Below are 25619 nucleotides of genomic sequence, written 5' to 3' on the forward strand. Positions count from 1 at the left end.
AGTTAATTATTTTTGTTAGCAGATTTAGTTAAAGTTAGAGTCTATAAATATAAGCTTTCAAAAGTATCATATTGAACAATAAATTACATAAAAATGTATAATAATATTATTGATATTTTGTTTATGGGTAACTATATGGGTAAGCTATCTTCAGTATTTACTAGTGTTGATCAAGAACTTTTAGATTATAAATTAAAGCCTGAAATATCAAATTTGCCGAGTTGGTTTAGTGGACAAGTATTACGAGTTGGCCCTGCTAAGTTTGAGTATGGCAAGATAAAACTAAATCACTGGTTTGATGGTTTAGCTATGCTATATAGTTTTAATAGTAATGGAAAAGATATTTGCTTCTCTAATAAATATCTAGAATCAGAACAGTATATTGCTGCAAAAAAAGGTAGGATGAAATATGATGAGTTTGGCACTATGGTTCCTTCAAAGATTAGTAAAATAGCAGCTGTAATAAAGACAATTTTGGGGCTACAAACTGAGAAACCAAGCTTTAATGTAAATATTATTAGTATAAAAAATAAACTATTAGCGACTAGTGAAGTCACTACAATGCTTGAGTTTAATCGAAAAGACCTTAAAACTTTAAAAGAATTTAAATTTGTTGATGGTCTGAAAGGGCAGTTTAGCTGTGCGCACCCTCAGTTTGATCCAGTTACAAAAGAGCAGTTTAATTTTGTTGTTGATATTTCTAAAGATTGTAAATATAGCCTTTATAAAGTTTCAAAAGATAGTTGTGAAAGAGAAGTATTACACCAGTTTTCTAATCAGCAGTTTATTTATAACCACACTTTGTTCTTGACAGAAAATTATGTGGTACTATATTTAGGTCCACTAAGAGCCAATCCCATAGACTTTCTGTCTAAACCAATTTCAGAAGTTATATCATATGATAGTGATGCAAAATGTCAGTTATTAATAGTAAATAGAAATACACATGAAACAAAATTAGTTGATGCTCCTAGTTTTGTTATGTTGCATAGTTCAAATGCTTTTGAGAAAGGTCAAAAAATTCATTTAGATTTTATAGAATATACAGATAACTTAGAGCCTTACAAAAGGTTTTATTTTGAAAATATAAATAATGATGATTGTAAGCTTGAAATGCAAGTTAGTAGGGTGATTATAAACCTTGAGAATAACTTAGTTAGTAAAGTAATAATTGCTGATAAAAATGCTGAATTTGTAAGGATTAATGAAAAATTTTTGACTAATGATTATCAATTTATGTATTTGGCAAATCGTAAAGATCAAGCTGAGTTTTTTAATAGTATAATAAAAATAGATTTATATAGTAATAGTATCTCTGAACATAATTTTGGGGATGATTATGTTTCAGAGCCTATTTTTATTGCTAATCCAAAAGCAAAGAGCGAAGATGATGGTTTAATCTTTGCTAATGTAATCGATAGTAGTAAAAAACTAAGTTATATTGTCTATTTAAATGCTACTGATTTAAGTCTAATATATAAAGCATATTTACCAATCCAAATTCCTCCAGCACTACATGGGATTTATCTAAAGTAGAAATTTTATGAAAAATATAATATTTGATTTTGACTCAACTTTAATAAAAAAAGAATCATTAGAACTAATTTTAGAACCTCTATTAAAAGACTCTCCAGAGAAGCTACTAGAAATTGAAAATATCACAAATTTAGGTATGCAAGGCGACCTTGATTTTAGAGAATCTTTAGAAAGAAGGTTAGCTATAGCAAGCCCAACTAAACAGAGTATAAGAGATTTTGCTGATAAATACTGTCCAAGTCTATTAACCCAAGGAATATCAGAGCTAATTGAAGAATTAAAACATAATGGTTATCAGATTTGGATATTTAGCGGAGGATTAACAGAGAGTATAGAACCTTTTGCTGACTATCTAGGAATCGCTCGACAAAATATCTTCGCAGTTGATATAAATTGGGATAATAATGGTAATTTTGCATCTCTTAATAACTCTAATGGTGCTTGTGACTCTAAACTAAAAGCATTTGAAAAAACTAAAGATTTAATTAACGGTGAAGTTATTGCAGTAGGAGATGGTTATACTGATTATCAGTTATATGAGGTTGGATTTGCTAATGAGTTTATAACATATACAGAGCATGTATCTAGACAAAAGGTTATTGATATTGCTGATAATATAGCAAAAAATATTACTCAGTTAAGAGAGTTAATTATTTAATTTTTTATTATTAAGAATTGAATGAATAAATGCGACTGCTAATATTACTATGCCTATGGAACCACTAAACCATTCTGGAATATTAATAAATATCTTTAATAGTAGTATTGCAGCTAAAAATCCTATTGCATAATGAGCTCCATGCTCAAGGTATATATATTTAGCTAATGTCTTCTTCTCAACAAAAAGTATAGTCAATGATCTAACAAACATTGCACCAATACCAAGACCTATCATTATTATAATAATATTTGTACTAATTGCAAAAGCACCAACAACCCCATCAAAACTAAAAGAAGCATCAATTATCTCTAGATAAATAAAGCCCATTAAACCATTACGAGCTACATCCAGTGTGCTAACCTTAGCTGAATCAAAGAATGAGTTAAGTAAGCCTAAGCCTTCATGAACAATTATACCTAAGAGATATGCTATAGCTAGCTCGCCTTGGTATGGGGTATCTGCAATATAAATTACAATAAGCCCGATAACAACAGCAAAGAAAATATAGCCACCATTATATTGGCGAACCTTGTTTGTTAGTTGGTTGTTTTCAATTAGAGGTATCCAGTGATGTCCTTCATTTTCACTAAGGAAAAAGTTTAAAAATACCATAAGTAGGAAACTACCACCAAAGCTACAAATATATGGCATAGAATGTTCTAATATTTGTTGGTATTTTTCAGGGTCATGTAATGCCAGATGTATAACGCTTAAAAAATGAGCACCACTTGATAGTGTTACTAATAAAATAGGAAATATTAGACGCATTCCAAATACAGCTATAGGCATACCAAGGTATATAAATATCTTCTGCCATTTTTTTGACATTTGTCCTAGAACTTTTGCATTTATAATAGCATTGTCAAAACTTAGCGATATCTCTAGTGCGGCTAATATTAATACTGTATATGTTGTAACTAGAGGAATTGAGGGATATAAGCACTCACCAAGGACTATACCAATAGCAGTTACTATAATCGATCCGTAGAAATATTTTAAATTTTTCAAAGTATCTTAGTTCTTATATTTTATAACGGATAGATTTTACCATATAATAGTTTATTAATTGAGATTTTAAGACAATAAGTATGTCGATAGCATTATATACATTAATTTTTTTGGCGGTATGCTTTTTTGCATGGCGAAATTTTATGAAGAATAAGGAGTATGCTATAGATGTTGCAGAGCGCTCATCACAAAAGCATAATCTCGATTTATTAGATGATACTGTGTGCTTACGTAAAATCACTATTAAATTTGAGAATAAAAGAATAGTTTTTTATAGAGTATATTCGTTTGATTATAATTCGGTAACTTCTGAGGACAGATATCGAGGGTATATTGTCATAAGAAATGGTCGACTTGATGAAATTGTTATATCTGATTTTGAAAAGGCAGATATTGTGAAAGAAAACATCATATCAGAGCAAGAAATCTCATCACGTAAACCAGCAAATAATATTATAGATTTTGATAATTAGGGATAATATATGATTCATTTACACCAGCTACCTCCTTTAAAAGACAGAAGTTATAGCTGTAGTCCATTTTGTTTGAAATTAGAGCTTTATTTTAAAGCTATGAATATCAGTTATAAAAATCACTTTAATTTAGAGTTTAATAAATCACCAACAGGTAAAATGCCATATATAGAAACTATGGGTAAGAAGTTTGCTGATAGTAACCTTATAATAAAGATGCTTGAGCAACAAAATCAAGTAGGTATAGATGATCATTTAAACTTAGAGCAAAAAGCTATTTCGAAGGCTTTTATCCGATTGTGTGAAGATAGTTTATATTGGGTTGGTGTATATAGCCGTTGGGCAGATAAAAATAACTCTAACTGGAAAAAAGATTTTATAGAAGCTACAAAACTACCTAAAGCAATGGCTAGTATTATTTATCCTGTAGCTAAAAGAAATACATTACGTCAGCTTAAAGCCGTTGGGGTTGTTAATTTAACCAATGATGAGATTTACTCTAAAGCTGAGGAAAACTTAGTAGCAATAGCTGACTTTTTAAATGTCAAGAAATATTTTTTTAATGATCAAGTTTCTTTAATTGATATTGTAGTGTTTAGTTTTGTTATTATGATTTATGATGGAAGTTGCGGAAAACGTCTACAAAACTTTTTAGCTAGTTTAGATATGCTTGCTTTTATTGATAACATGAAACAAACATTTAATATTTAGGTGATTTTTGAATGGATATAAATTTTCTTGAGTTAGATATAGCTACATTAAGAAATAATATTTCTATAATAAAAAGATACACACAGACGAAGCTGTGCCTACCAGTTAAGGCTAATGCTTACGGTCATGATTTAAATATTGTTGTCAAGAATACAAAAGATCTTGTTGATTTTTATGCTACAGCGTGTGCTAGTGAGGCTTTAGAAGTTTATAAAAACGCTTCAACTATGCCTATACTAATATTTGGAGTTATTGAAACTTGCTACCTTAAAGAGCTAATAGATAAAGAAATTAGGCTTAGTATTCATCGTTTTAGAGATATTCAAGAAATAGAATATTATGCAAAGCAAAGCTCAAAAAAAGCTAAAGTACATATCTTTGCTAATACAGGTATGAATATGCTAGGAATAAATAGTGAGCATATTGTAGATGTGGTAGAGAAAATTCAAAGATCGAAATATATTGATCTAGAAGGGGTATATAGCCATTTAGCTTGTGCAGATGAGAAAGATAATTTCTTTAATCAAATTCAAATAGATAGGTTTATAGAAATTCAAAAGTTTGTAAAATCTGTTGATAATCAAATAATGTGCCATTTAGCAAACTCATATGGATGTATTGGGCAGAATGAAATTAGCTTTGATATGGTTAGACCAGGAATATTAAGTTATGGTTTTTTACCAGACTTTAGTGTTTCTAAGCAATTAGAGGCTATTAAACCAGTTGCGAGTCTAGTTACCCAAATAGTTAAGCTAATAAAATTAGATAAAATATTTGAGGTCGGATATTCTATAAGCTATGTAGGCAAAAAAGATGAGTATATAGCTATACTTCCTGTAGGTTATGGAGATGGCTTTCCTAGGGCTCTTGGCAATAATGGTTTTGTTTATATTAAAGATAAATATTATCCAATAGTTGGTAGAGTAAATATGGATGCATTAGCAATATCTCTAGGTTGTAATGAGCAAAATTTTAAAGTAGGTGAAAAAGTTGAGCTTATATCAAATAAGCCTGCAAGGCTAAATAGTGCTAAAGCTATAGCTAAAAACTTACAAACCATAGAGTACGATGTTATAGCTACGTTAAATCAAAGAATTATCAGAAGAGAAACCTAGCTTTAAAACAATTATAAAACTTTACTTTTGAATACTACGGACATAAACTGAAAGTTACGGTATATAAAAAAACATTGTTTTATGGCAAAAAATAAGCTAACTGTGGGTAGCCTTATAGCGATAGGTATAGGGACTATTATGGGTTCTGGCTGGATGTTCTCAGCACAATACACTTCTGAGTATGCTGGTCCAGCTTCGATACTATCTTGGATCATTGGTGCAGTTTTGATGGTGTTTATTGCATTAACATTTGCAGAAAGTTGTACTATTGTTCCTGTACAAGGATCTTCATCTAGAATTCCACACATAACACATGGAACATTGCTAAGCTATATCTTTGCGTGGATTACATGGATTTCTTATTTAGTTTTAGCTCCCATAGAAGTACAAGCTGTAATACAGTACTTAGCAGTTTTTTACCCTGATTTAATAAATGTCAAAACAGGTGCTCTATCAGGGTATGGAACACCTCTAGCTGTAGTGTTACTGTTAGTATTCTGTGCTTTTAATTTTTATTCTTTAAGATGGTTGGTAAAGATCAATAATATAATTACTTTATTTAAAGTTGTTGTTCCAATAATTATTGGAGGATCGTTGTTAGCACTGTGCTATACACTACCACAACTAAGTTCAAGAACCGTTGAACATGGCTTTGAATTTATGCCTTATGGTATAAATGGTGTGTTTTCAGCAATATCTTTAGGTGGTATTGGTTATGCTTTTGTTGGTTTTAAAACCATTGTTGAGATGGCGGGCAATACAAAGAATCCTTCAAAAGCAATCCCTATAGCTACTATAGGAACAATACTAGTTTGTCTGTTTATTTTTATATTTCTACAAATTGCATATGTCATGATAGCATCTAAATACGTACACAATAATCAGTGGGGTATGCAAGATATATTTACTAATGGTAACTCTAGCTTTGGAGCATTTGCTTTAATTGCTCAAAATTTAGGTCAGACATGGATTATGTACTTCTTGTATTTTGGAGCGATACTTTTCCCATTAGTAGCAGGGTTATTGTACTTTTGTGTAGCGCTAAATTCTTTAAACGCAATGGTTTCAAATGGGTATATGCCAAAGGTTTTGAATAAGTTAAACCCTGTTACAAGTAAGCCTCTTTATGCGATTATTCTTAATTTTTTAATAGCTATGATAATGTTTGCTCCGTTTCCAGGGTGGCAGACAATGACAACATTTTTAACTTCGTTAATATCTTTAACATATTTAACAGGAGCAACTTCAACATTAGCTATGAGACATAGACTTCCTGATATTTATAGGCCTTTTAAATTAAAAGGAGTATTTTTAATATCTCTACTAGGAGTTTTCTCATCTACGTTAGTTTTCTTATGGAGTGGTTGGGGAATTGTGTCTAAATCAGGTATAGCTATTTGTATTGCTATTTTTATGCTTGGAGCATATAGAAACTTTGGAGCTGATAAATCAGAAAAAATTTCTTGGCACTTTAAACAATCAATTTGGTTTTGGTTTTATATTATAGCTGTATCAATAGTTTCATATTTGAGTGATTTTGGTGGGATAGGTCTTTTAGATTTTTATTCGGCAGCAGTAGTCTTGTTAGTTGTCAGTTTTATTACTTGTATAATCGCTAAACAATATTGTTTGACAGCAGATGAAATACAACAAGGCATTGATGATGCGTTGCATCAACAAAATGCTCATTAATCTATATTTTATCTATCTAGTTGCATAGGTTGTTGTTTTAATAATTTTCAAATAACTGTATTATTATTTATTAAATAATTATCATAAAAAATTTCTATGATTAAAGTTTCTTTTCAAGGTGAGCATGGAGCATATTCCGAGCAAGCGATAACTAATTTCTTAAATCAGCAAGGCATAAAAAACTTTCAAACTATACCTTGTTTTTCTTTTGCAGATGCTATCGAACATACTATCGCAGGTAAATCAAATTTTGCGATGATTCCTATAGAGAATTCTTTAGGAGGATCTGTAGTTCCGGCATATGATGAGTTGATTAAAAGTAGTTTAAAGGTTAAGGCTGAAGTAGTTTTAAAAATTAAACACTGTTTGATGGGGTTACCAGATGCTGATATTGCAAATATAAAGAGTGTTATTTCTCATCCACAAGCATTAACTCAATGTACTAAAAGTCTGAAGCGATTAAAATTAACACCAGAAGCTTTTGTTGACACTGCAGGAGCAGCGAAGCATATCTTTGAAACTAAACAAAAAAATCATCTTGCTATAGCTGGTGAGCTAGCTGCTGAGACTTATGGATTGAAAATTTTTCAAAATCAATTTGAAGATGAGCATTTTAATTATACGCGTTTTTTTCTGATGGGCTATGACTCAATTGCAGTTGACCCTGATAATAACAAATATAAAACAACTCTTATATTTTCTGTTGAAGAGAAGCCAAATGCTTTAGTTAACACCCTGAATATTTTTGGTAAATATAACATTAATTTAACAAAGATTGAGTCACGGCCATCTAGAGATAGAGCTTGGGATTATCTATTTTTTGTTGATTTTGAAGGTTCTGAGGATGATGAACATATTCAAAAGACTTTGTTAGAGGTGCTAAAGAAAAGTACTTTCTTGAAGGTTTTAGGTTCTTATCAAACATATAATTTTAACTGACAAAGAATGACATATAAGATTGATATAATTTATAAAAATGTTAAAAATCTAAAGATCTCTTTAAATAAAGATGGTTTAGTTACTGTAACTTCTCCAAAAGGTGTAACTAAAAAAGAAATTTTTGCACTACTTGAATCAAAAAAAAACTGGATAGAAAAGCATAGTAAAAGACTTAGCGCTAGTAGAAAATATGATTATAATGATTATGAGCTAGATCATGGCGATAAAATCTATTTTCTAGGGCGAGAGTATTATGTGAAACTCACACCATCAAAACAGAATTTGATTTGTGAATATGACGATCATTTTGAGTTCTTATTAAATCCAAGTGTTATTGGCAATAGAGATTTTAAATTAGAGTTATTAGAAGAGTTTTATAGAGATAGAGCAGACATTATATTAAATAATCTTGTTGCAAAATTTTTAAAAATAACAAATCAAGAAATACAAAGAGTTATTATAAAAAAAACTAAAACCCGTTGGGGTTCTTGTAATTATGTCAGGAAGACAATTAACTTGAATTTCAACCTAATCTTAAGAGATATTGAGGCAATAGAATATGTCGTTTTACATGAAATTGCTCACTTGACACACCCAAATCATTCAAAAGAGTTCTATAATTACATAGAGAGCTATATGCCCGATTGGAAAATTCGAGAAAAAAGATTAAAATGAGATATAATTAACTGTTTTGCAGTTTTCAGAAATTTATATCTTTTTAGGAGATTTTATGGAAAGTACTTTTGAACTTTTTTCTATAGGAGTCGGTCCTTCTTCATCACATACTATTGGACCAATGCGAGCTGGCTGTGACTTTGTTAATCTGTACAAAGATAAATTACCTAGTACTACACAAATTAAAATTGATTTGTTTGGTTCATTAGCATTAACAGGTAAAGGACATAAAACTGATTATGCTGTTGTTTTAGGTGTAATGGGCTTTTTACCAGAGTCTGTAGATATTGAATTAGCAAAAAAACTATATGATGATTGTATTACTCAAAAAAAACTAAATCTTAATCAAGAGTTTAAAATTGATTTTGATTATGATAAAGATTTAGTTTTTCATTATGATGAGTTTTTACCAGAACATGCTAATGGAATGAGATTTTCTTTATTTAATGGAGAAACATTGCTTTGTGAAAAAGAATACTTTTCAATAGGTGGTGGTTTTATCGTTGATAAAAAACAAATTAAGAAAGATGAGGTTCCTACAGAAGTACCTTGTAATAAGCCATATAAGTTTAGAAGTATGGCTGAATTAAGAGAGCTTTGTCAAAGAGATAATAAAACAATTGATCAAATAATGTTTGAGAATGAAAAGGTAGCTTATGGAGAACAAGATTCTCTTAAAAAGTTAGCTGAGATTTGGCATGTGATGGATACATCAATTGAAAAAGGCTTAACTTGTGCTGAGACTACTTTACCAGGAGGGCTTAAAGTAAGAAAAAGAGCCCCTAGTATGATTAAAAAATTAAAAGAGCACAATATAGAAAATACAGATTTTAACTATCTAAATGCTTTTGCAATTGCTGTTAATGAGCAGAATGCCTGTGGTGAAAGAGTTGTGACAGCCCCAACAAATGGTGCTGCTGGTATAATTCCAGCAGTGCTTAAATATTACTTGCAAACTCATGAAATTATTAATGAAAGCGAGCTTAAAGAAGTAATAAATAAGTATCTTCTAGTATGTGCAGCTATAGGAGTTCTTTATAAGTCAGGAGCTTCAATATCTGCTGCAGAGGTAGGATGTCAGGGAGAAGTTGGTGTTGCTTGTTCTATGGCTGCTGCGGGGTATTGTGCTTTACTTGGTGGAGACCTTGATTCTATCGAATCAGCAGCTGAAATAGGTATGGAGCATAACCTTGGTTTGACTTGTGACCCTATAGGCGGGTTGGTGCAGATTCCATGTATTGAACGTAATGCTATGGGGGCTGTTCAAGCTATAAATGCTGCTAAGTTGGCATATTTAGATAGTGGAGAGAAGCGTTTTGTTGGTCTAGATTATGTTATCAAGGTAATGTATGAAACAGGTTTAGATATGTGTAGCAAATATAAAGAAACTTCTTTAGGTGGCTTAGCAACTAATGTTCCAGTTTGTTAGTAAATAATTTCAAACTCTATTTCTTTTATCTTAACTAAAAATTTATACCACTAGTAAAATTATACTATTTTAGTATAATTTAGGTGATTTATTATTAAATAGGCAATCTAAAGTATGTATGATGTAAAAAAAGTTAGAAATGATTTTCCATTTCTCAAGCAAACTATTAATGAAAAACCCGTTGTTTTTTTTGATACAGGAGCATCAGCACAAAAACCACAAGCTGTTATAGATGCTGTTGCTGAAGCTTATAAATTTAATTATGCAAATGTTCATAGGGGCGTTTATTCACTTAGCCAAGAAGCTAGTGATAAATATGAAAATGTACGCCTAAAAGTGCAACAATTTATTAATGCTAAATCATCGGAAGAGGTTGTTATAACCAAAGGTACAACAGAAGCAATTAATCTTTTAGCAAGCTCTATTGGTAAATCTATGGTCTCTGCTGGTGATGAAATTATAGTTACAGAAATGGAGCATCATGCTAACTTTGTACCTTGGCAAATGCTGTGTGAAGATAAAAGTCTAGATTTTAAAGTTGCAAAAGTTAATGATAATGGTGAATTAGATGTAAAAAATCTATTATCTCTAGTGACTGAAAAAACTAAGGTATTAGCTATAACCCTGTGTTCAAATGTACTCGGAACAATTAATCCTATTAAAGAGATTATACAAGAAGTTAAAAAAATAAATCCAAAGATATTAACTGTTGTTGATGGAGCTCAAGCAGTTATCCACTCTAAAGTTGATGTTCAAGATTTAAATTGTGATTTTTTTGTTTTTTCAAGTCATAAATTATATGGTCCAACTGGAGTTGGGGTTTTGTATGGTAAATATGATTTATTAAAAAAACTACCACCTTATAATTATGGAGGTGATATGGTTGATGATGTGACAATTGATAAAACAACATTTGCTTTACCTCCATATAAATTTGAAGCTGGAACTCCTGATATTGTTGGAACAATAGGTTTTGGACAAGCTATAGATTATGTTAATTCAGTTGGTATAGATAATATTGCTAGTTATGAGCAAGACCTTTTAAAATATGCAACTGAACAGTTAAAAAAAATAGATGGACTAAGAATAATTGGCGAGGCTCAACATAAAGCTGGTGTTGTTACATTTGTGGTAGATGGGTGTAATGCTGGAGATATTGGCGAGCTTTTAGCCATTAAAGGTATGTGTGTAAGAACTGGAAAACATTGTGCTCATCCATTACTTTATAGAATGGGTGTAACAGCAACAGTTCGTATGTCTTTTGGGATGTATAATACTTTTGAAGAGGTTGACTTATTTATTAAAGCATTGAAAAAAGTAATATCTCAATTAAAATAAACAATAATAATTTTAGAGGATTAAGTTTATGGTTGAAGTTTTTGATCCTAATAATAGTATTTTAGAAGTTACTCAAGCTGCAGCTAAACACTTTGAAAAGCATTTGGCTAAAGGTTCTGCAAATATAGGGATATATGTGGGTACAAAAATTATGGGCTGTTCAGGTTTGGCTTATGATATTGATTTTGTAGCAAAACAGCCTGATAATACAACAGAAGTTGACCAACATGGTTTGAGGTTTTTTGTATCTAATAAATCTATGGACTTCTTAAATGGTCTAAAGATTGATTATGTTAAGCATGATTTTGGTTTGTATAAACTAGAGTATACTAATCCAAATGAATCAGCGCGTTGTGGATGCGGTGAGAGTTTTACAGTTTAGGGAATATTTTAAATGAAAACAACAGATGTAACTATAATTAGAAGGCAAGTTAAAGCTATTGCTGTACCTTTTGGAAATGAAATTGAGCTTATGCCAGGACAAGAAGCTTTAGTAACCCAAGACAAGGGTGGTAGTTTTACACTAAATGTAAATGGTAATTTACTTCATTTAGATGGTAAGGACGCTGATGCTATAGGTAAGCAAATAGTTAAATATCCTGTTGAAGGATATAACATTAAACCAGGAGATCCTATAAATATGGATGCTATTTGGGATCAAATGAAAACTGTATATGATCCAGAGATACCTGTTAATATTGTTGATCTTGGTTTGATTTATAATGTTGTTACTAGAAAATTAGAGAATGGTAATTTTCATGTTATTATAGATATGACTCTAACAGCTCCTGGTTGTGGTATGGGTCCAGTTCTTATGACTGATGTTGAAAGACGTGTAGCAATGTTACCAAATGTTGATAAAGTTGATGTAGTTATGGTTTTTGATCCACCGTGGAATTCAGAGCTAATGACTGAAGAGGCAAAACTAGAGCTAGGGTTGTTTTAAATTATATTATGAATAAGATAGCTATTTATCCTGGAACTTTTGATCCTATAACAAATGGTCATATTGATCTAGTTGATAGAGCTTTAAATGTGTTTGATGAAATAGTTGTAGCAGTTTCAACAGCGTATGGTAAAAATACTCTTTTTGATTTAGAACATAGAGAGCAAATGATCAAAGAAGTTTTTAATGATAATCAAAGAGTCAAAGTGGTTAGTTTTGAGGGATTGCTTGTAGATACAGCAGTCAAACATAATGCATGTGCTATTGTTAGAGGTCTAAGGGCGGTTTCAGATTTTGATTATGAATATCAGATGTCAAGTATGAACCATAAACTAAATAGTGATATCCAAACAATATTTTTTACGCCAAGTGAAAAATTCTCATGTATATCTTCAACTTTAGTTAGAGCAGTAGCGGTTCATAACTACACGCGTGTTGATGAATTTGTTCCTGAGTGTGTATTTCGAGAAATAAAAGCAAAATATAGCAATAAAGGGTAAGGTTATGGCTTTATTAATTACCGATGATTGTATAAACTGTGATATTTGCGAGCCAGAGTGTCCTAATGAAGCTATATTTCAAGGAGAAGAATATTATGAAATTGATCCTGACAAATGTACAGAATGTGTGGGTCATTTCTCTGAATCTCAATGTACTAAAGTCTGCCCTATTAGATGTATAATTACTGATCCTGAAAGAGTAGAAACTCAAGAACAACTCTTGGAAAAGTACCATAAGCTAGTTTCTTAAAATTGCTTTAAAAAAAACTTGAAAAAACTTGTTAATAATGTAATATACAGAAGTCGCGTATTTCAATATTATAAATATTAAAACAAGTTTAAAGGAGTTTTTTGATGAAACTAAGAAAAATTATTATGACTACATCTGTGCTATTAGGTACGGCTACGATGTCTTTTGCCGCTAGCACTGATAATGCAGCTACAACAACAGATACTAGCACTGCAACAGCTGCTTCAAACAGCAGCTTTGAGTCAAATTCTTTCATCAAACCTTTTGCTAATACTTATAGCTCTTTAACTAATGAGAATAATACATGGGGACCACAAGATAGAACAGGTCAGTGGTACTTAGGTGTTGGTGCTAGTGGTCTTGCAGGAACTCCGAATTCACCTTCAGGTGCAGCTGCTAACTTTACTCTTGGTTATAATATAAATAAATATTTTGCAGTTCAATACTTCCAGTTAGTAGGTAGAGATTTTGCTGGACTAGGTGAAGGTGTTGTTAACTTTAGTAATAGTACAATGTTTACACCATATGCTGCAGCTGGTGCTGGTTGGGGTAATCTAGCTGGAAAAGCAACTGGTGCGTGGGATGCTGGTGGTGGTCTTAAGTTTGAGCTATCAAGAGATGTTCAAGCAAGTGTTGACTATAGATATATTCAAACAATGGCTCCTAATGTTTCTGGTGAAAATGGCAGAGCAGGTACTAACGTAATAGGTGCTGGTTTAACATGGTTCTTTGGTGGCAAAGCTAATCCAAATAATGATACTGCTAATATTCAGGATAATGGTGCTAAAACAGCAGCAGAAACTACTGCAGCAGTTATGCCAACAATTGATGAATCTAAATATGAGCTTCCACAAGGTATCAAACAATGTGAAGGTAACTTTAATCTAACTAAAGATGGAGTTGCATGCTATACTGTAAATGGTGATGATGTTACTGTCTATTTAGATACTAAGTTTGCTTATGATAGTACTGCTTTAAATTCAAGAGGTAAAGAAGCTATTTCATCTTTTGTTAAATATATGAAAAACAAAAATATTGCTTCTGTAACTATTAAAGGGTATGCTTCTCAAGGTCAAACTGGTCAAGAATTTGAACTATATAATAAAAAACTTTCTAAGAAGAGAGCAGAAGCTGTTTCTAACTATATGAAAGAATTAGGATTAGATAGCAGCAAAATAATAACTAAAGGTTTTGGTTATACTAGTACTATTCCTGGTATAAGCAAATCTGATGCTCGTAATCAACGTGTTGAGGCTAGTGTTTCAGCACCTTTAAAACAGAACTAATATTTTTCCATAATTTTCTTTTCTAGTACTCCTTACATAATTTAAATTTATTTTATTCATTCTTATCTAATGTGAAACTATGTAAAAAAATATAAGCTTGTTATATAATTTGTCCACTTGTAAATAATTTATTTAAAATTAAATGTCACAATACTATTCTAATAAAGATTTATTTAATTCACCTAATTTAATTGGACAAACAGTAACCGTAAAAGGCTGGGTTCGTAGCCGTAGAGATTCAAAGGCTGGATTTTCTTTTGTAGCTGTTCATGATGGTTCTTGTTTTGATCCTATACAAGCAATTGTGCCAAGTTCAGTTGATAATTACTCTGAAGAAGTTTTAAAATTAACGAAAGATTGCTCTGTCGCAATTACTGGTGAGCTAATAGCATCGCAAGGTAAAGGCCAAAGTGTTGAAATTCAAGCCCAAAAAGTTGAGGTTTATGGTTGGGTTGAAAGCCCTGAAACATATCCTGTATCACCTAAGCGTCATACAATGGAGCATTTACGTGAAGTAGCTCATCTTCGTACTAGAACAAATATTATCGGAGCTGTAGCAAGAATTAGAAATCAACTAGCTAATGCTATCCACAACTTTATGTGTGATAGAGGATTTCTTTGGGTTAACACGCCTATTCTAACTTCTAATGACTGTGAAGGAGCAGGCGAACTTTTTAGAGTATCAACACTTGATAGCCTTAATCCTCCCCTTAATGATCAAGGTAAAGTTGATTTTAAAGAAGATTTCTTTGGTAGAGAAACTTTCTTAACAGTATCAGGACAGTTAAATGTTGAGAGCTATTGCTGCTCTTTGTCAAAAGTTTATACTTTTGGTCCTACATTTAGAGCTGAAAATTCAAATACTAGTAGACATCTAGCAGAGTTCTGGATGATAGAGCCGGAAATAGCTTTTGCTGATTTAAATGATGATGCTAATTTAGCAGAAGAAATGCTTAAATCTGTTATTCAAACAGTGATGAACAATTGTAAAGATGATTTAAACTTCTTTAATCAGTTTGTACAGAAAGGCTTATTAGAAAAGCTTGAGAGTGTTGTTTCAAAAGGTTTTGTGAGAGTTGAATATACAGATGCAATAGATATTTTAAAACAGTCTGGTCAAAAATTTGAATATCCTGTAGAGTGGGGTGTTGATTTGCAATCTGAACATGAAAGGTTCCTATGTGAAAAACATTTTAATGCTCCTGTTGTGATTATGAACTATCCAAAAGATATTAAAGCGTTCTATATGCGCTTAAATGATGATGGTAAGACTGTTGCAGCTATGGATGTTCTTGTGCCTGGTATTGGTGAGATCATTGGTGGAAGCCAACGTGAAGAGCGTTTAGAAGTTTTAGATAAGCGTATAGAAGAAATGAATATTGATGCTAGTACTCTTGGCTGGTATCGTGACTTACGTCGCTATGGTACTATCCCTCATAGCGGCTTTGGTCTAGGTTTTGAAAGATTATTAGGATATATAACAGGTGTGCCAAATATCCGTGAGCTTATTCCTTTCCCTCGTACACCAGGTAATGCAAAGTTCTAGAGAGATTATTTCTATATATTATTTTAAATATTCTATTATAAAAATATAATTTATTTCATATAGTGAAACTATATATCTGACTAAAAAATAAATAAACTGAGATAAATTTTATAATATAAAGAAATTTGTTATATAGCATCACCCATTTGGAACATAGGCATATACATACTTACAACTAAGAAACCTACTACACCACCAAGAACTATCATAATTATAGGCTCTAGCATAGAACTTAAGCTTCCTACAAGAGTATCAACCTCTTCTTGATAAACTCTATTTAAGTTTCCAAGCATTGTTTCTAGGGCTCCTGACTCTTCACCAACAGCTACCATTTGCTCTACTAAGAATGGGAATTTACCTGTCTCTACGATTGCTTCTTTAAATGAAGCACCCTCACTAATACTCTTTTTAATATCAACTGCCGCTTGATCATATTTAGCATTACCTGTTGCTAAAGCTACCATATCAAGAGCTCTTGTTAGGCTCATACCAGACTGTACTGTAATCTCTAATGTACTTGCAAATCTTGCTAAAGCAGATTTAAAGATTACTTCACCAATAATTGGTATCTTAAGCATAAAGTGATCTTGCGCAATCTGGATCTTAGGATATTTAAATTTTAAAGATTTAAATATCGTTACAGCAATAAAGATAAATAAAATAATCTTCCACCAAGATTCTTGCATAAAATTCGATGCATTTACTGTTATTTGAGTAATTGCTGGAAGAGGTTTTCCTGAGTTAATAAACATTGCAGAGAAGGCAGGTACAGCAAAAGTTAATAATATACCTGTTACACCAGCAGCAATTATACACACTATAATAGGGTAGGATAGGGCTTTTTTTACTTTTTTCTTTATGCTTTGTAAAGCTTCTCTTTGCTCGGCAATTTTATTAAGCATCAGATCTAGGTTTCCTGACTCTTCACCAGCAGTTATCAAACCTATATATAATTTATCAAATATTTTTGGGAAGTGTGACAGGGCTACTGAAAGAGATTCACCACCTTCTATAGATTGTTTTAACTGTAATGCTAAAACTTTTAGCTTAGTGTGTTTTTTAACGCCCATTATAAAAACTTCAAATGACTTAATTATTGGGATGCCTGCTTTTGTCATTGTTGCAAGCTGTCGAGTCATATCTGTAATATCTTGATAAGAAATCTTTTTAGGTAAAAGATCTTTCGGCATTTTTTTAACTTTTATATTAGAATAGCCTTTTTGTCTTAGCTGTATTTCAGCTTTTTCCTTTGTATCGGCATCTATTTCTCCCTTTGTGGTTTTACCGTTTTTAAGTTTAGCCTTATACTTCCAGGATATTATAGTAATCGTTTCTTTATTTTTTTTACCAAATAGCATAATTATATTTTTCCTTTAACTTACACGATATGCTTCTTCCATTGATGTCAAGCCTTGAGCTACTCTTACAAGAGCAGATTGTCGAACTGTAGCAACACCTTCTTTTTGAGCTTGTTTGGCAATCTCCATCGTATTTTTATCTTCTAAAATCATTCTTGATATTTCTCTAGAGACGGGCATTACCTCGTATAAACCAAGTCTTCCTTTATAACCTTTAAAACATCTAGGACAGCCTTTCGGATTAGGTTTATATATAGTTGCATTTTTTACCTTTTCATATGATGTTTCAAAACATTTTTTTATAATGTCTTCGTTTAGACCACTATCTTCAACAAGTAGTGAAAACTCTGTTTCTGTATCTTTTAACTTACATTTAGGACAAAGTTTACGGGTAAGTCGCTGAGCTATAATTAATGTAACAGATGTTGCAATGTTATATCTTGGTAATCCCATATCAACAAGTCTATTTAGAGTTTCTGGAGCACTGTTTGTATGTAGTGTTGACATAACTAAGTGACCTGTTTGTGAGGCTTTAATTGCAATTGAGCCAGTTTCAATATCCCTAATCTCACCAACCATGATTATATCTGGATCTTGACGTAAGAATGACTTTAAGGCAGCTGCGAAGGTTAATCCTTGTTTATTATTTACGTTAACCTGATTAATACCTTTTACAACAAGTTCAACAGGATCTTCTGCGGTAGATATGTTTTTTTCAGGTTTATTTAGGATATTTATACCTGTATATAATGTTACTGTTTTACCGGAACCTGTTGGACCTGTTACAAGTACCATGCCTTGAGGTTGTTGGATATATTTTAAGTAAGTTTGTTTTTGATGCTCAGAGAAACCGAGTTGTTCAATTGGTATTTGAGTAGAACTCGCATCAATAATACGTAGTACAACTTTTTCACCAAAACTAATAGGGCATGTACTAACACGGAAGTCGATTGCTTTTTCGCGTGATAGAGAAATTTTGAACTTACCATCTTGAGGAATCCTTTTCTCTGCAATATCTAAACTAGACATAATCTTAAGTCTAGAAACTACTTTAGGTCCAAGATTTTTAGTTGTATTAAATGTTTCAATTAGAAGACCATCTATTCTGTAGCGTATTCTAAAGTTTTTTTCATATGGTTCAAAGTGAATATCTGAAGCTCCTTTTTGAATAGCATCAACAATTGTATTATTGATAAATCTAATAATAGGTGCTTCTTCATCTTCACCGCTACCAATTATCGCATCGCCTTCTCTTTCACCTTCTTCAACAAAGTCAATATCAAGATCAGCATCCTCCATTTGAGCATTAAGTTTGGAGTCATCTTCTTTTTGACCTTCATCTTTTAGAAACTGCTCATATTCTTCAACTTTTTCTTTTATGAGGTTAAGCTCTCCAACAATAGCTACGAAAGGGCAATCATACTTGTTACGAAGTTTTTTTAGTATTTGTTGGCTTTCTATAGGATTAGCAATAGCTACATAGACAGTATTTTTTTTAGTATATAAAGGTAAACAAAGATTTTTTCTACAAAAATCAATATCAAAGAATTTTTGAGGAATAAATTTTATGCTAATAGCTGTTAGATCAATATACTGTAGACGCAATAAGGTCGCAGACTGAATCATGAAATCTTTGCTACTAACAAATTCATTCTCAATAATGTAGTTTAGAAATCCTTCTTTAGCTAAAGAGACATCTAAACTAATTTCTTCAAGCTGCTGTCTGGTTATAAGTTTGCGATGTAATAATAACGATGCTAACTTTTTATCAATATGAGGATTACCAACCATTAATTACAAAAACAAAATATCTCAATTATTAAAAGTATAGCATGATAAACATTTTTTAAAAAAACAAATGTTTTGGATAAAAAAGCTTTTATGAAATTATTATCTTTGATGTATAATCGCGATTGTTACTACATTATATGAAAATTTATGAAAGTTGATAAATTTATTTCTCATCGTGGGAATAATATAGATTTTATTGAAAATACAATAGAATCTTTTAAAGATGCTAAAGAATATGGCTTTAGTTGGTTTGAAACAGATGTTCAATTAAGCGTTGATGGTGAACCATTTCTATTTCATGATAAAACACCTGAGAGGTTCTCAAGTTGTACAGAAAATGTTACGGAAATGACAATCTCAGAGTTACAGGAATTAGAGCTTAGCCACCCTAAAAATGGGCAAAAATCTAGAGTACTTACTCTTAGAGAGTATCTTGAGTGGGCTAGTCAGAACGATGTTTTTACTAATTTGGAGTTTAAGGTTACAAACCCATGTGATGAATACAAAGCTAAACTAGTTTGTAATACTCTAAATCTTTTGAAAGAGTATCCACAACAAAAAGATAAAATACTAATTTCAAGTTTTTCAGATGTTGTTATGAGTAATTTAGCTGAAGATCATCTTTATAAAAAAGGTAAACTTTTTGAAGTCTCTAACTGGGAAAAGGATTTTGAGTATTTAAGTACTGATCTTTATAAAGTATTCGTGAAAAATAACTATATTGCATTAATAGTAAACAATGAGTGTTTAGATCAAGAAAGAGTAGCTTACATTAAGAAAAAATTTGGTAAGATCTTCGTATATTCAGTACGTACTGATGAGCAAGTTAAAAATCTTTTATCTTGGGGAGTAGATGCAATGTTTATAGATAAGAAGCAGCAATTGAACTTAATCTAGATAATCTTTTAATATTTCTTCTACTTTATTTATTATGCTACTACTATACGGACATCCCTGTGGATAGAAGTATTTTAGCTCTACAAATGAGTCGGTGATTCTGTATTTAAAAGTTACAAAAGAATATTCATTTTTTATAGTTTGTAGTTTTTCAGCTAGAAAGCTCTCGCCAATATTATGTACATTCCATATTTTACGAATAATTTTTTTATCATGTTTGTTGTTTGTTAGATTAAGCTTTTCAAGCATAGGGATACATTCTCTAGGAGGACCTGGAAATACATATATATACCTATCAGTGTCAAACTTTAGCTTAAACCCATTTGCTGTACCGTTTTCATTTAATAGAATCTCGGCAGATTTAGGGAAGGTCGCTTGCTTTTGCGTACCTAGGGTAATTTTGCCATATTTTTCAAGCATTCTTTTTTCAAGTTTTTGCCATGATTCTTGATGTAGTAAAAGGTCCTCATTAAAAAAACTAGCTATTGTTTGTGTTGTTAAATCATCCTCAGTTGGTCCTAAACCACCTATGGTAATAATATTTTTATGCTCAGTTTTTAGAAAGTCTAAACTAGATATAATATCTTGTGAGTCATCCTTACAACTAATATGAAATCCAATATTAAAATCTTTAGCTACAAGATGCTTTGCAAATACACCGGAGTTAGTGTTAGTTATATCGCCATCAGTTATTTCATCACCGATGGCGATAAATCCAAAATCATATTTCATTAAGTTACCCTTAATATTTAAAGTTTTATAAAAATCTAACTATTTTTGGAAAAAATTTTTATGTATTATGAAGTATATAGTATTGATGTGTAATATTGAACTCTAAGGAGAACTGAATGAAGATACTGGCTACTAATGTGTATGTTGGTCCTAATATTTATGCAAATTTCCCTGTTATAAGACATGAGATTGATCTTGGTGTATTAGAAGAGTGGCCTTCGGCTAAAATAGGTGAAGATTTTATCAATGGGCTTGTAGAAAGTTTACCTGGAATCCAAGAGCATGGGTGTTCTTATAGAGAGCATGGAGGCTTTGTACGTAGACTTAGAGAAGATGATGGCACTTGGATGGGACATATCTGGGAGCATGTTATATTAGAACTTCAAAGTGTAGCTGGTAGTGATGTAACTTTTGGTCGTACACGATCTACTGGAGAAGTTGGTCAGTATAATATGGTTTATGAATATAAGCAAAGAGACGTAGGTCTAAGAGCAATGGAGTTGGCTAGAGATCTATTGCTTTCTTTATTGCCTGAGTATCTTAAGAAAGAGGTTGGCTACAGTGATGATAACTTTGATTTTGAATATGAAAAAATCAGATTTATAAAGTTCGCACAAAGTAAGGAATTCGGTCCAAGTACTGGATCTCTAGTAGAAGCTGCTAAAAAAAGAGATATTCCATATATTAGGTTAAATGATCATTCTCTTGTTCAGTTTGGCTATGGTAAATATCAGCAAAGAATTAGAGCAACAATTACTGGTAAGACAACAAGTATTGCTGTTGATCTATCTTGTGACAAAGAGCAAACAAACACAATATTAAGTGGTTTAGGACTTCCTATGCCAAAGCAAAGAATGGTTACTTCCGAAGAAGGAGCTTTACGTGCAGCTAAAATCTTAGGCTTTCCATTAGTTGTTAAACCATTAGATGGTAATCATGGTAGAGGTATTTCTATAAACCTAAATACTATGGAAGAAATCAAAGAAGCATTTGTCGAAGCTAATAAGGTTTCTCGCTACGTTCTGCTTGAGCAGTTTGCGACTGGTTTTGATCATAGAATGCTAGTAGTAGATGGTAAGTTAATAGCTGTTGCTAAAAGAGTTCCTGGCCATGTTGTAGGTGATGGGAAACATACAATTGCTGAGCTTGTAGATATTGTTAATGAAGATCCTCGCAGAGGTGTTGGGCATGAAAAAGTTCTAACAAAACTTGAACTTGACTACCAAGCAAAAACATTACTTAATGCTGCAGGATATGACGAAAATACAATCTTAGAAGATGGTCAAGTTTTTTACTTAAGATCTACAGCAAATTTATCTACTGGAGGAACAGCAATAGATGTGACAGATATAGTACATCCAGATAATAAAGATATGGCAGAAAGAGCCATTAAAGCTTTAGGTCTTGATGTTGGTGGTGTAGATTTTCTTATTGATGATATCTCGCAATCTTATCATGATATTGGAGGTGCTATTTGTGAGTGTAATGCAGCACCAGGCTTTAGAATGCACGTGGCTCCAAGTGAAGGTAAGCCAAGAGATGTTGCTGGTGCGGTTATCGATATGCTTATTCCAAAAGAGTTTGGTAATGCAAGAATTCCAATTGCTGCAATTACAGGGACTAATGGTAAAACTACAACATCACGTATGGTTGCTCATATGTGGAAAAATGCTGGTAAAGTTGTTGGTCTGACAACTACTGATGGTGTTTATATAAATGGTAAGCTTACAGTATCTGGCGATACTACAGGTCCAGCATCAGCTCAGATGGTTTTAAAAGATCCATCTGTAGAAATGGCTATTTTAGAAACTGCTAGAGGTGGTTTACTTAGAAGTGGTATGGGTTATGACTATTGTAATGTAGGTGCTTGTCTAAATATCTCATCTGATCATTTAGGATTAAAAGGTGTAAATACTTTAGATGATCTAGCAAAAGTTAAGAGTATTGTTGTTCAAGCTGCTAAAGATGTAGCAGTTTTGAATGCTGATGACCCTAATGTATTGAAAATGTCAGCAAAAGTTACAGCTAAACATATTTTCTATGTAACTATGAACCCTGAGCATGCTTTAGTTAAACAACATATTAGAGCTGGTGGTAAAGCTTGTATTATTGAAAAAGGTGTTAATGGCGATATGATTACAATTTTTGATAATCATGTTCACATCCCTGTGTTATGGACTCACCTGATTCCAGCAACGATGGAAGGTAAGGCTATTCATAACGTTCAAAACTCTATGTTTGCTATAGCTATTTCATATAGTATGGGTATGAGCTTAGATGATGTTAGAGATGGTCTAAGAACATTTGTTACATCATTCTACCAAGCACCTGGTCGTATGAATTGGTTTGAAGAGCATCCGTTTAAGGTATTAATGGATTATGGGCATAACCCTGCGGCAATAAAATTAGTCAGCCAAATGATTGATAATATGGAATTTGCGGGTAAGAAAATATGTGTTTTAGCTTCACCAGGTGATAGAAGAGATGAGGATATTATAGAAATAGCAGCAACAGCAGCTCCTTATTATGACTATTTTATCTGTAAGAGAGATGACACTCTAAGAGGTAGAGCACCTGATGAAGTACCAAGAATTCTTAAAGAATCTTTAATCAATTCTGGAGTTTCTGCAAATAATATAGAAACTATAGAAAGTGAAAAAGAGGCTGTAGATGCTGCTTTAGCTATGGCTCAAGAAGGTGACTTGGTAGTTATTTTTGCAGATAAACTAAAAAGAACTTGGAAGCAGATTATCTATTTTAATAAAGATAAGGAAGAAACGGATAAAGATGATAAGCCTGAAAAGAAAGAAATGTTCTCTGCATCTGTAATTGCTCAAGATGCTAGTTTATCAGAAGAAATATCAGAAGTTATAAAAGCTGGTATTATTGCTGATGAGAGTGGCATAAGAGTCGTATATGAAGAAGAGGATAATGACTAGTTAGGTCTATAAATGGAGAAATATAATATGATTCCTGAAGGTTATTCACGTAGGCTTGTAGGACCTAATCTATTTTTTAAAGAAACTGGAACTGTTCTAGATGTTCCTTTAGTAAAAAATAGAGAAGAGCTAACAAAATTATTCTATCAAGAGGCAGAGAAGTTTTTACCGGCTTTAGGATGGGAGCAAATTAAAATAACACATAAATTTTTTAATAATGGTGTTAGATTTGCTTTTATTGCTCCAGTTGATATAACAATGCCTGCTTGTGATGTTATAGACTTTGCTTGGTTGTCTGCTCGAGAAGGTTTTGAAACTGGTAAATTTAAATCTATTGAAGAAGCTAAAAAAGAGCTTATGCCAGCGATTGATGAAGATAAAAATCTAACTTATCGTAAGTTATATGAGCTTGCTAAATCAAAAGGCTTTAATGCTTTTAGAGATAAGAACAAAGCTTTTATAGGTTCTGGTACAGGTTGTTATGAATTTGATTTAACTAAAGATTCAATAGATGATATTAAATGGAAGGATATATATGATATACCAGCTGTGATCGTTACAGGTACAAATGGTAAAACTACTACTGTTAGACTTACTGACTATATTTGTAGAATAGCAGGTAAAGTTACAGGCTATACTTCTACAGATTGGGTTAAGGTAAATGATGAGCTGATTGATGAAGGCGATTATTCTGGTCCAACGGGGCATCAGTTTGTTTTAACAAATAAAAAAGTAGAAGTAGCGTTATTAGAATCTGCTAGAGGTGGATTGTTAAAAAGAGGACTAATTGAGACTTTTGTAAATGCAGCTGCTGTAACAAATGTGTCTGCAGATCATCTAGGTGAAGACGGTATTGAAACAGTTGCTGAACTAGCAGAAGCTAAATCAATTGTTTTTCGTACTATGGGTAAAGGTTCTCATGCTATCATCAACCTTGATAACGCATATATGAAAGAAAGATTTGATACTCTTGATTGCGACAAGATAGTAGTTACTCAGAATCCTCAAGATCATAATATGGAATATTATTTATCAAAAGCTGACTATGCTTGTATTGTTGAAAATGGTAATTTTGTTTGGGTTGATGGAGATTCAAAAACAACTATTATACCTGTAGCAGATGCACCTTTGACAGTTAGAGGATTTGCTAAGCATAATATAGAAAATGCAATGATTGCTGTTTGCTTATCATTTAAGTTAGGTATTGATTTAGATACTGTAGCTAAGGCTCTTAAAAGCTATACAAATGATACAAAGGTAAATAGAGGTCGAGCAAATATCTTTGAGTGGGATAATAAAGTAGCTGTAGTTGATTATGCTCATAATGAGGCTGGGATTGATGCTTTATTAAATATGATGAAAGCATATGATAAAGGTGGTAAAACTTATCTAATGATTGGTACTACTGGAGATCGTAAATATTTAATACCTGGTATTAATGATGTGATTTTAAAGCATAATATAGATTTTATTGTTTTAAAAGAAACAGAGATGTATTTACGTGGTGCTGAACCAATGGAGTTGCCTCTACTAATACGTAAAGATCTAGATGATAAGGGCTTTGATATATCTAAGACATATGTTTCTCATGGAGAGCTTGAGGGTGTTAAATATATAGTTGATAAGCTTGAAGATAATGATATGGCTATCTTGTGTTGTCAGGCAGAAGTTGCGGATGTTATTGAGTATCTAGAAAAACTAGTATAAATCTTTAATTTTATCTGTATCTTTTAAATCATCTCTTAATTCTAAAAATAATATTCAACAATTCAAAATATAGATTTCACAATTATGTTT

23 protein-coding genes are annotated in these 25619 nt (G+C 31.9%); 19 read left to right on the forward strand and 4 right to left on the reverse strand.

The genetic code is table 11. The annotated features are described in order from the left end of the window. The first annotated feature begins 93 nt into the window (after positions 1 to 93). Positions 94 to 1536 (forward strand): carotenoid oxygenase family protein, encoded by a 1443-nt coding sequence (locus FIP56_RS04070; protein WP_245323095.1) that lies wholly within the window; start codon positions 94 to 96, stop codon positions 1534 to 1536. A 7-nt stretch (positions 1537 to 1543) separates the two neighbouring features. After that, complete coding sequence (locus tag FIP56_RS04075) at positions 1544 to 2194, forward strand: HAD-IB family phosphatase (RefSeq protein ID WP_192577680.1); 651 nt, start codon at positions 1544 to 1546, stop codon at positions 2192 to 2194. On the opposite strand, the gene FIP56_RS04080 is transcribed toward FIP56_RS04075, so the two are convergent. Continuing rightward, positions 2183 to 3205, reverse strand: a complete 1023-nt coding sequence (locus FIP56_RS04080; protein WP_192577681.1) for a DUF475 domain-containing protein — start codon at positions 3203 to 3205, stop codon at positions 2183 to 2185. The genes FIP56_RS04075 and FIP56_RS04080 overlap by 12 nt on opposite strands. Before the next feature lie 80 nt (positions 3206 to 3285). On the opposite strand from FIP56_RS04080, the gene FIP56_RS04085 reads away from it, so the two are divergent. From FIP56_RS04085 to asnS, 14 genes are all read left to right on the forward strand, one after another. Beyond that, positions 3286 to 3678, forward strand: coding sequence for a DUF3301 domain-containing protein (locus tag FIP56_RS04085; RefSeq protein ID WP_192577682.1), 393 nt, complete (start codon positions 3286 to 3288; stop codon positions 3676 to 3678). Positions 3679 to 3687: 9 nt separating this feature from the next. Then, positions 3688 to 4389, forward strand: coding sequence for a glutathione S-transferase family protein (locus FIP56_RS04090; RefSeq protein WP_192577683.1), 702 nt, complete (start codon positions 3688 to 3690; stop codon positions 4387 to 4389). A 17-nt stretch (positions 4390 to 4406) separates the two neighbouring features. Then, positions 4407 to 5504: an alanine racemase gene (gene alr, locus FIP56_RS04095; RefSeq protein WP_192578849.1), complete on the forward strand. Its 1098-nt coding sequence runs from the start codon at positions 4407 to 4409 to the stop codon at positions 5502 to 5504. 81 nt (positions 5505 to 5585) lie between these two features. Then, positions 5586 to 7196 (forward strand): APC family permease, encoded by a 1611-nt coding sequence (locus tag FIP56_RS04100; RefSeq protein WP_192577684.1) that lies wholly within the window; start codon positions 5586 to 5588, stop codon positions 7194 to 7196. A 96-nt stretch (positions 7197 to 7292) separates the two neighbouring features. Further along, positions 7293 to 8135: a prephenate dehydratase gene (gene pheA / locus FIP56_RS04105; RefSeq protein ID WP_192577685.1), complete on the forward strand. Its 843-nt coding sequence runs from the start codon at positions 7293 to 7295 to the stop codon at positions 8133 to 8135. Between the two features lie 6 nt (positions 8136 to 8141). Next, positions 8142 to 8810 (forward strand): SprT family zinc-dependent metalloprotease, encoded by a 669-nt coding sequence (locus tag FIP56_RS04110; RefSeq protein WP_192577686.1) that lies wholly within the window; start codon positions 8142 to 8144, stop codon positions 8808 to 8810. Between the two features lie 55 nt (positions 8811 to 8865). Continuing rightward, positions 8866 to 10239, forward strand: a complete 1374-nt coding sequence (locus tag FIP56_RS04115) for an L-serine ammonia-lyase (RefSeq protein ID WP_192577687.1) — start codon at positions 8866 to 8868, stop codon at positions 10237 to 10239. A gap of 114 nt (positions 10240 to 10353) precedes the next feature. Further along, positions 10354 to 11577: a SufS family cysteine desulfurase gene (locus FIP56_RS04120; protein ID WP_192577688.1), complete on the forward strand. Its 1224-nt coding sequence runs from the start codon at positions 10354 to 10356 to the stop codon at positions 11575 to 11577. Between the two features lie 28 nt (positions 11578 to 11605). Further along, positions 11606 to 11959 carry an iron-sulfur cluster assembly accessory protein gene (locus tag FIP56_RS04125; protein WP_192577689.1) on the forward strand — a complete coding sequence of 118 codons (354 nt, stop codon included), beginning with the start codon at positions 11606 to 11608 and terminating at the stop codon, positions 11957 to 11959. 12 nt (positions 11960 to 11971) lie between these two features. Beyond that, on the forward strand, positions 11972 to 12523 hold the full coding sequence (gene sufT / locus FIP56_RS04130) for a putative Fe-S cluster assembly protein SufT (protein WP_192577690.1): 552 nt from the start codon (positions 11972 to 11974) through the stop codon (positions 12521 to 12523). Positions 12524 to 12531: 8 nt separating this feature from the next. Beyond that, on the forward strand, positions 12532 to 13023 hold the full coding sequence (gene coaD, locus FIP56_RS04135; protein ID WP_192577691.1) for a pantetheine-phosphate adenylyltransferase: 492 nt from the start codon (positions 12532 to 12534) through the stop codon (positions 13021 to 13023). 4 nt (positions 13024 to 13027) lie between these two features. Then, complete coding sequence (locus tag FIP56_RS04140; RefSeq protein WP_192577692.1) at positions 13028 to 13273, forward strand: YfhL family 4Fe-4S dicluster ferredoxin; 246 nt, start codon at positions 13028 to 13030, stop codon at positions 13271 to 13273. Between the two features lie 104 nt (positions 13274 to 13377). After that, a complete protein-coding gene (locus tag FIP56_RS04145) occupies positions 13378 to 14559 on the forward strand; it encodes an OmpA family protein (RefSeq protein WP_192577693.1) in 1182 nt (393 codons plus the stop codon). 142 nt (positions 14560 to 14701) lie between these two features. Beyond that, the gene (asnS, locus tag FIP56_RS04150) at positions 14702 to 16105 is read left to right on the forward strand and encodes an asparagine--tRNA ligase (RefSeq protein ID WP_192577694.1); all 1404 of its coding nucleotides are present in this window, start codon (positions 14702 to 14704) and stop codon (positions 16103 to 16105) included. A 128-nt stretch (positions 16106 to 16233) separates the two neighbouring features. Here asnS and FIP56_RS04155 read toward each other — a convergent pair whose 3' ends face one another. Both FIP56_RS04155 and pilB read right to left on the reverse strand, forming a co-directional pair. After that, positions 16234 to 17463 (reverse strand): type II secretion system F family protein, encoded by a 1230-nt coding sequence (locus FIP56_RS04155; protein WP_192577695.1) that lies wholly within the window; start codon positions 17461 to 17463, stop codon positions 16234 to 16236. Positions 17464 to 17478: 15 nt separating this feature from the next. Then, the gene (gene pilB, locus FIP56_RS04160; protein ID WP_192577696.1) at positions 17479 to 19254 is read right to left on the reverse strand and encodes a type IV-A pilus assembly ATPase PilB; all 1776 of its coding nucleotides are present in this window, start codon (positions 19252 to 19254) and stop codon (positions 17479 to 17481) included. 147 nt (positions 19255 to 19401) lie between these two features. Here pilB and FIP56_RS04165 point away from each other — a divergent pair, with 147 nt between their 5' ends. Beyond that, positions 19402 to 20151, forward strand: a complete 750-nt coding sequence (locus tag FIP56_RS04165; protein WP_192577697.1) for a glycerophosphodiester phosphodiesterase family protein — start codon at positions 19402 to 19404, stop codon at positions 20149 to 20151. Here the strand turns inward: FIP56_RS04165 and FIP56_RS04170 are convergent. Then, positions 20143 to 20883 (reverse strand): competence/damage-inducible protein A, encoded by a 741-nt coding sequence (locus FIP56_RS04170; RefSeq protein ID WP_192577698.1) that lies wholly within the window; start codon positions 20881 to 20883, stop codon positions 20143 to 20145. The two genes, FIP56_RS04165 and FIP56_RS04170, sit on opposite strands and share 9 nt — an antisense overlap. A 116-nt stretch (positions 20884 to 20999) precedes the next feature. On the opposite strand from FIP56_RS04170, the gene cphA reads away from it, so the two are divergent. After that, positions 21000 to 23822 carry a cyanophycin synthetase gene (gene cphA / locus FIP56_RS04175; protein WP_192577699.1) on the forward strand — a complete coding sequence of 941 codons (2823 nt, stop codon included), beginning with the start codon at positions 21000 to 21002 and terminating at the stop codon, positions 23820 to 23822. A gap of 27 nt (positions 23823 to 23849) precedes the next feature. Next, positions 23850 to 25529, forward strand: a complete 1680-nt coding sequence (locus tag FIP56_RS04180; protein WP_192578850.1) for a Mur ligase family protein — start codon at positions 23850 to 23852, stop codon at positions 25527 to 25529. The last annotated feature ends 90 nt before the right edge of the window (positions 25530 to 25619 follow it).

Source organism: Francisella sp. LA112445 (genome assembly GCF_012224145.1).
In the GTDB taxonomy this organism is placed as follows: Bacteria; Pseudomonadota; Gammaproteobacteria; order Francisellales; family Francisellaceae; genus Francisella.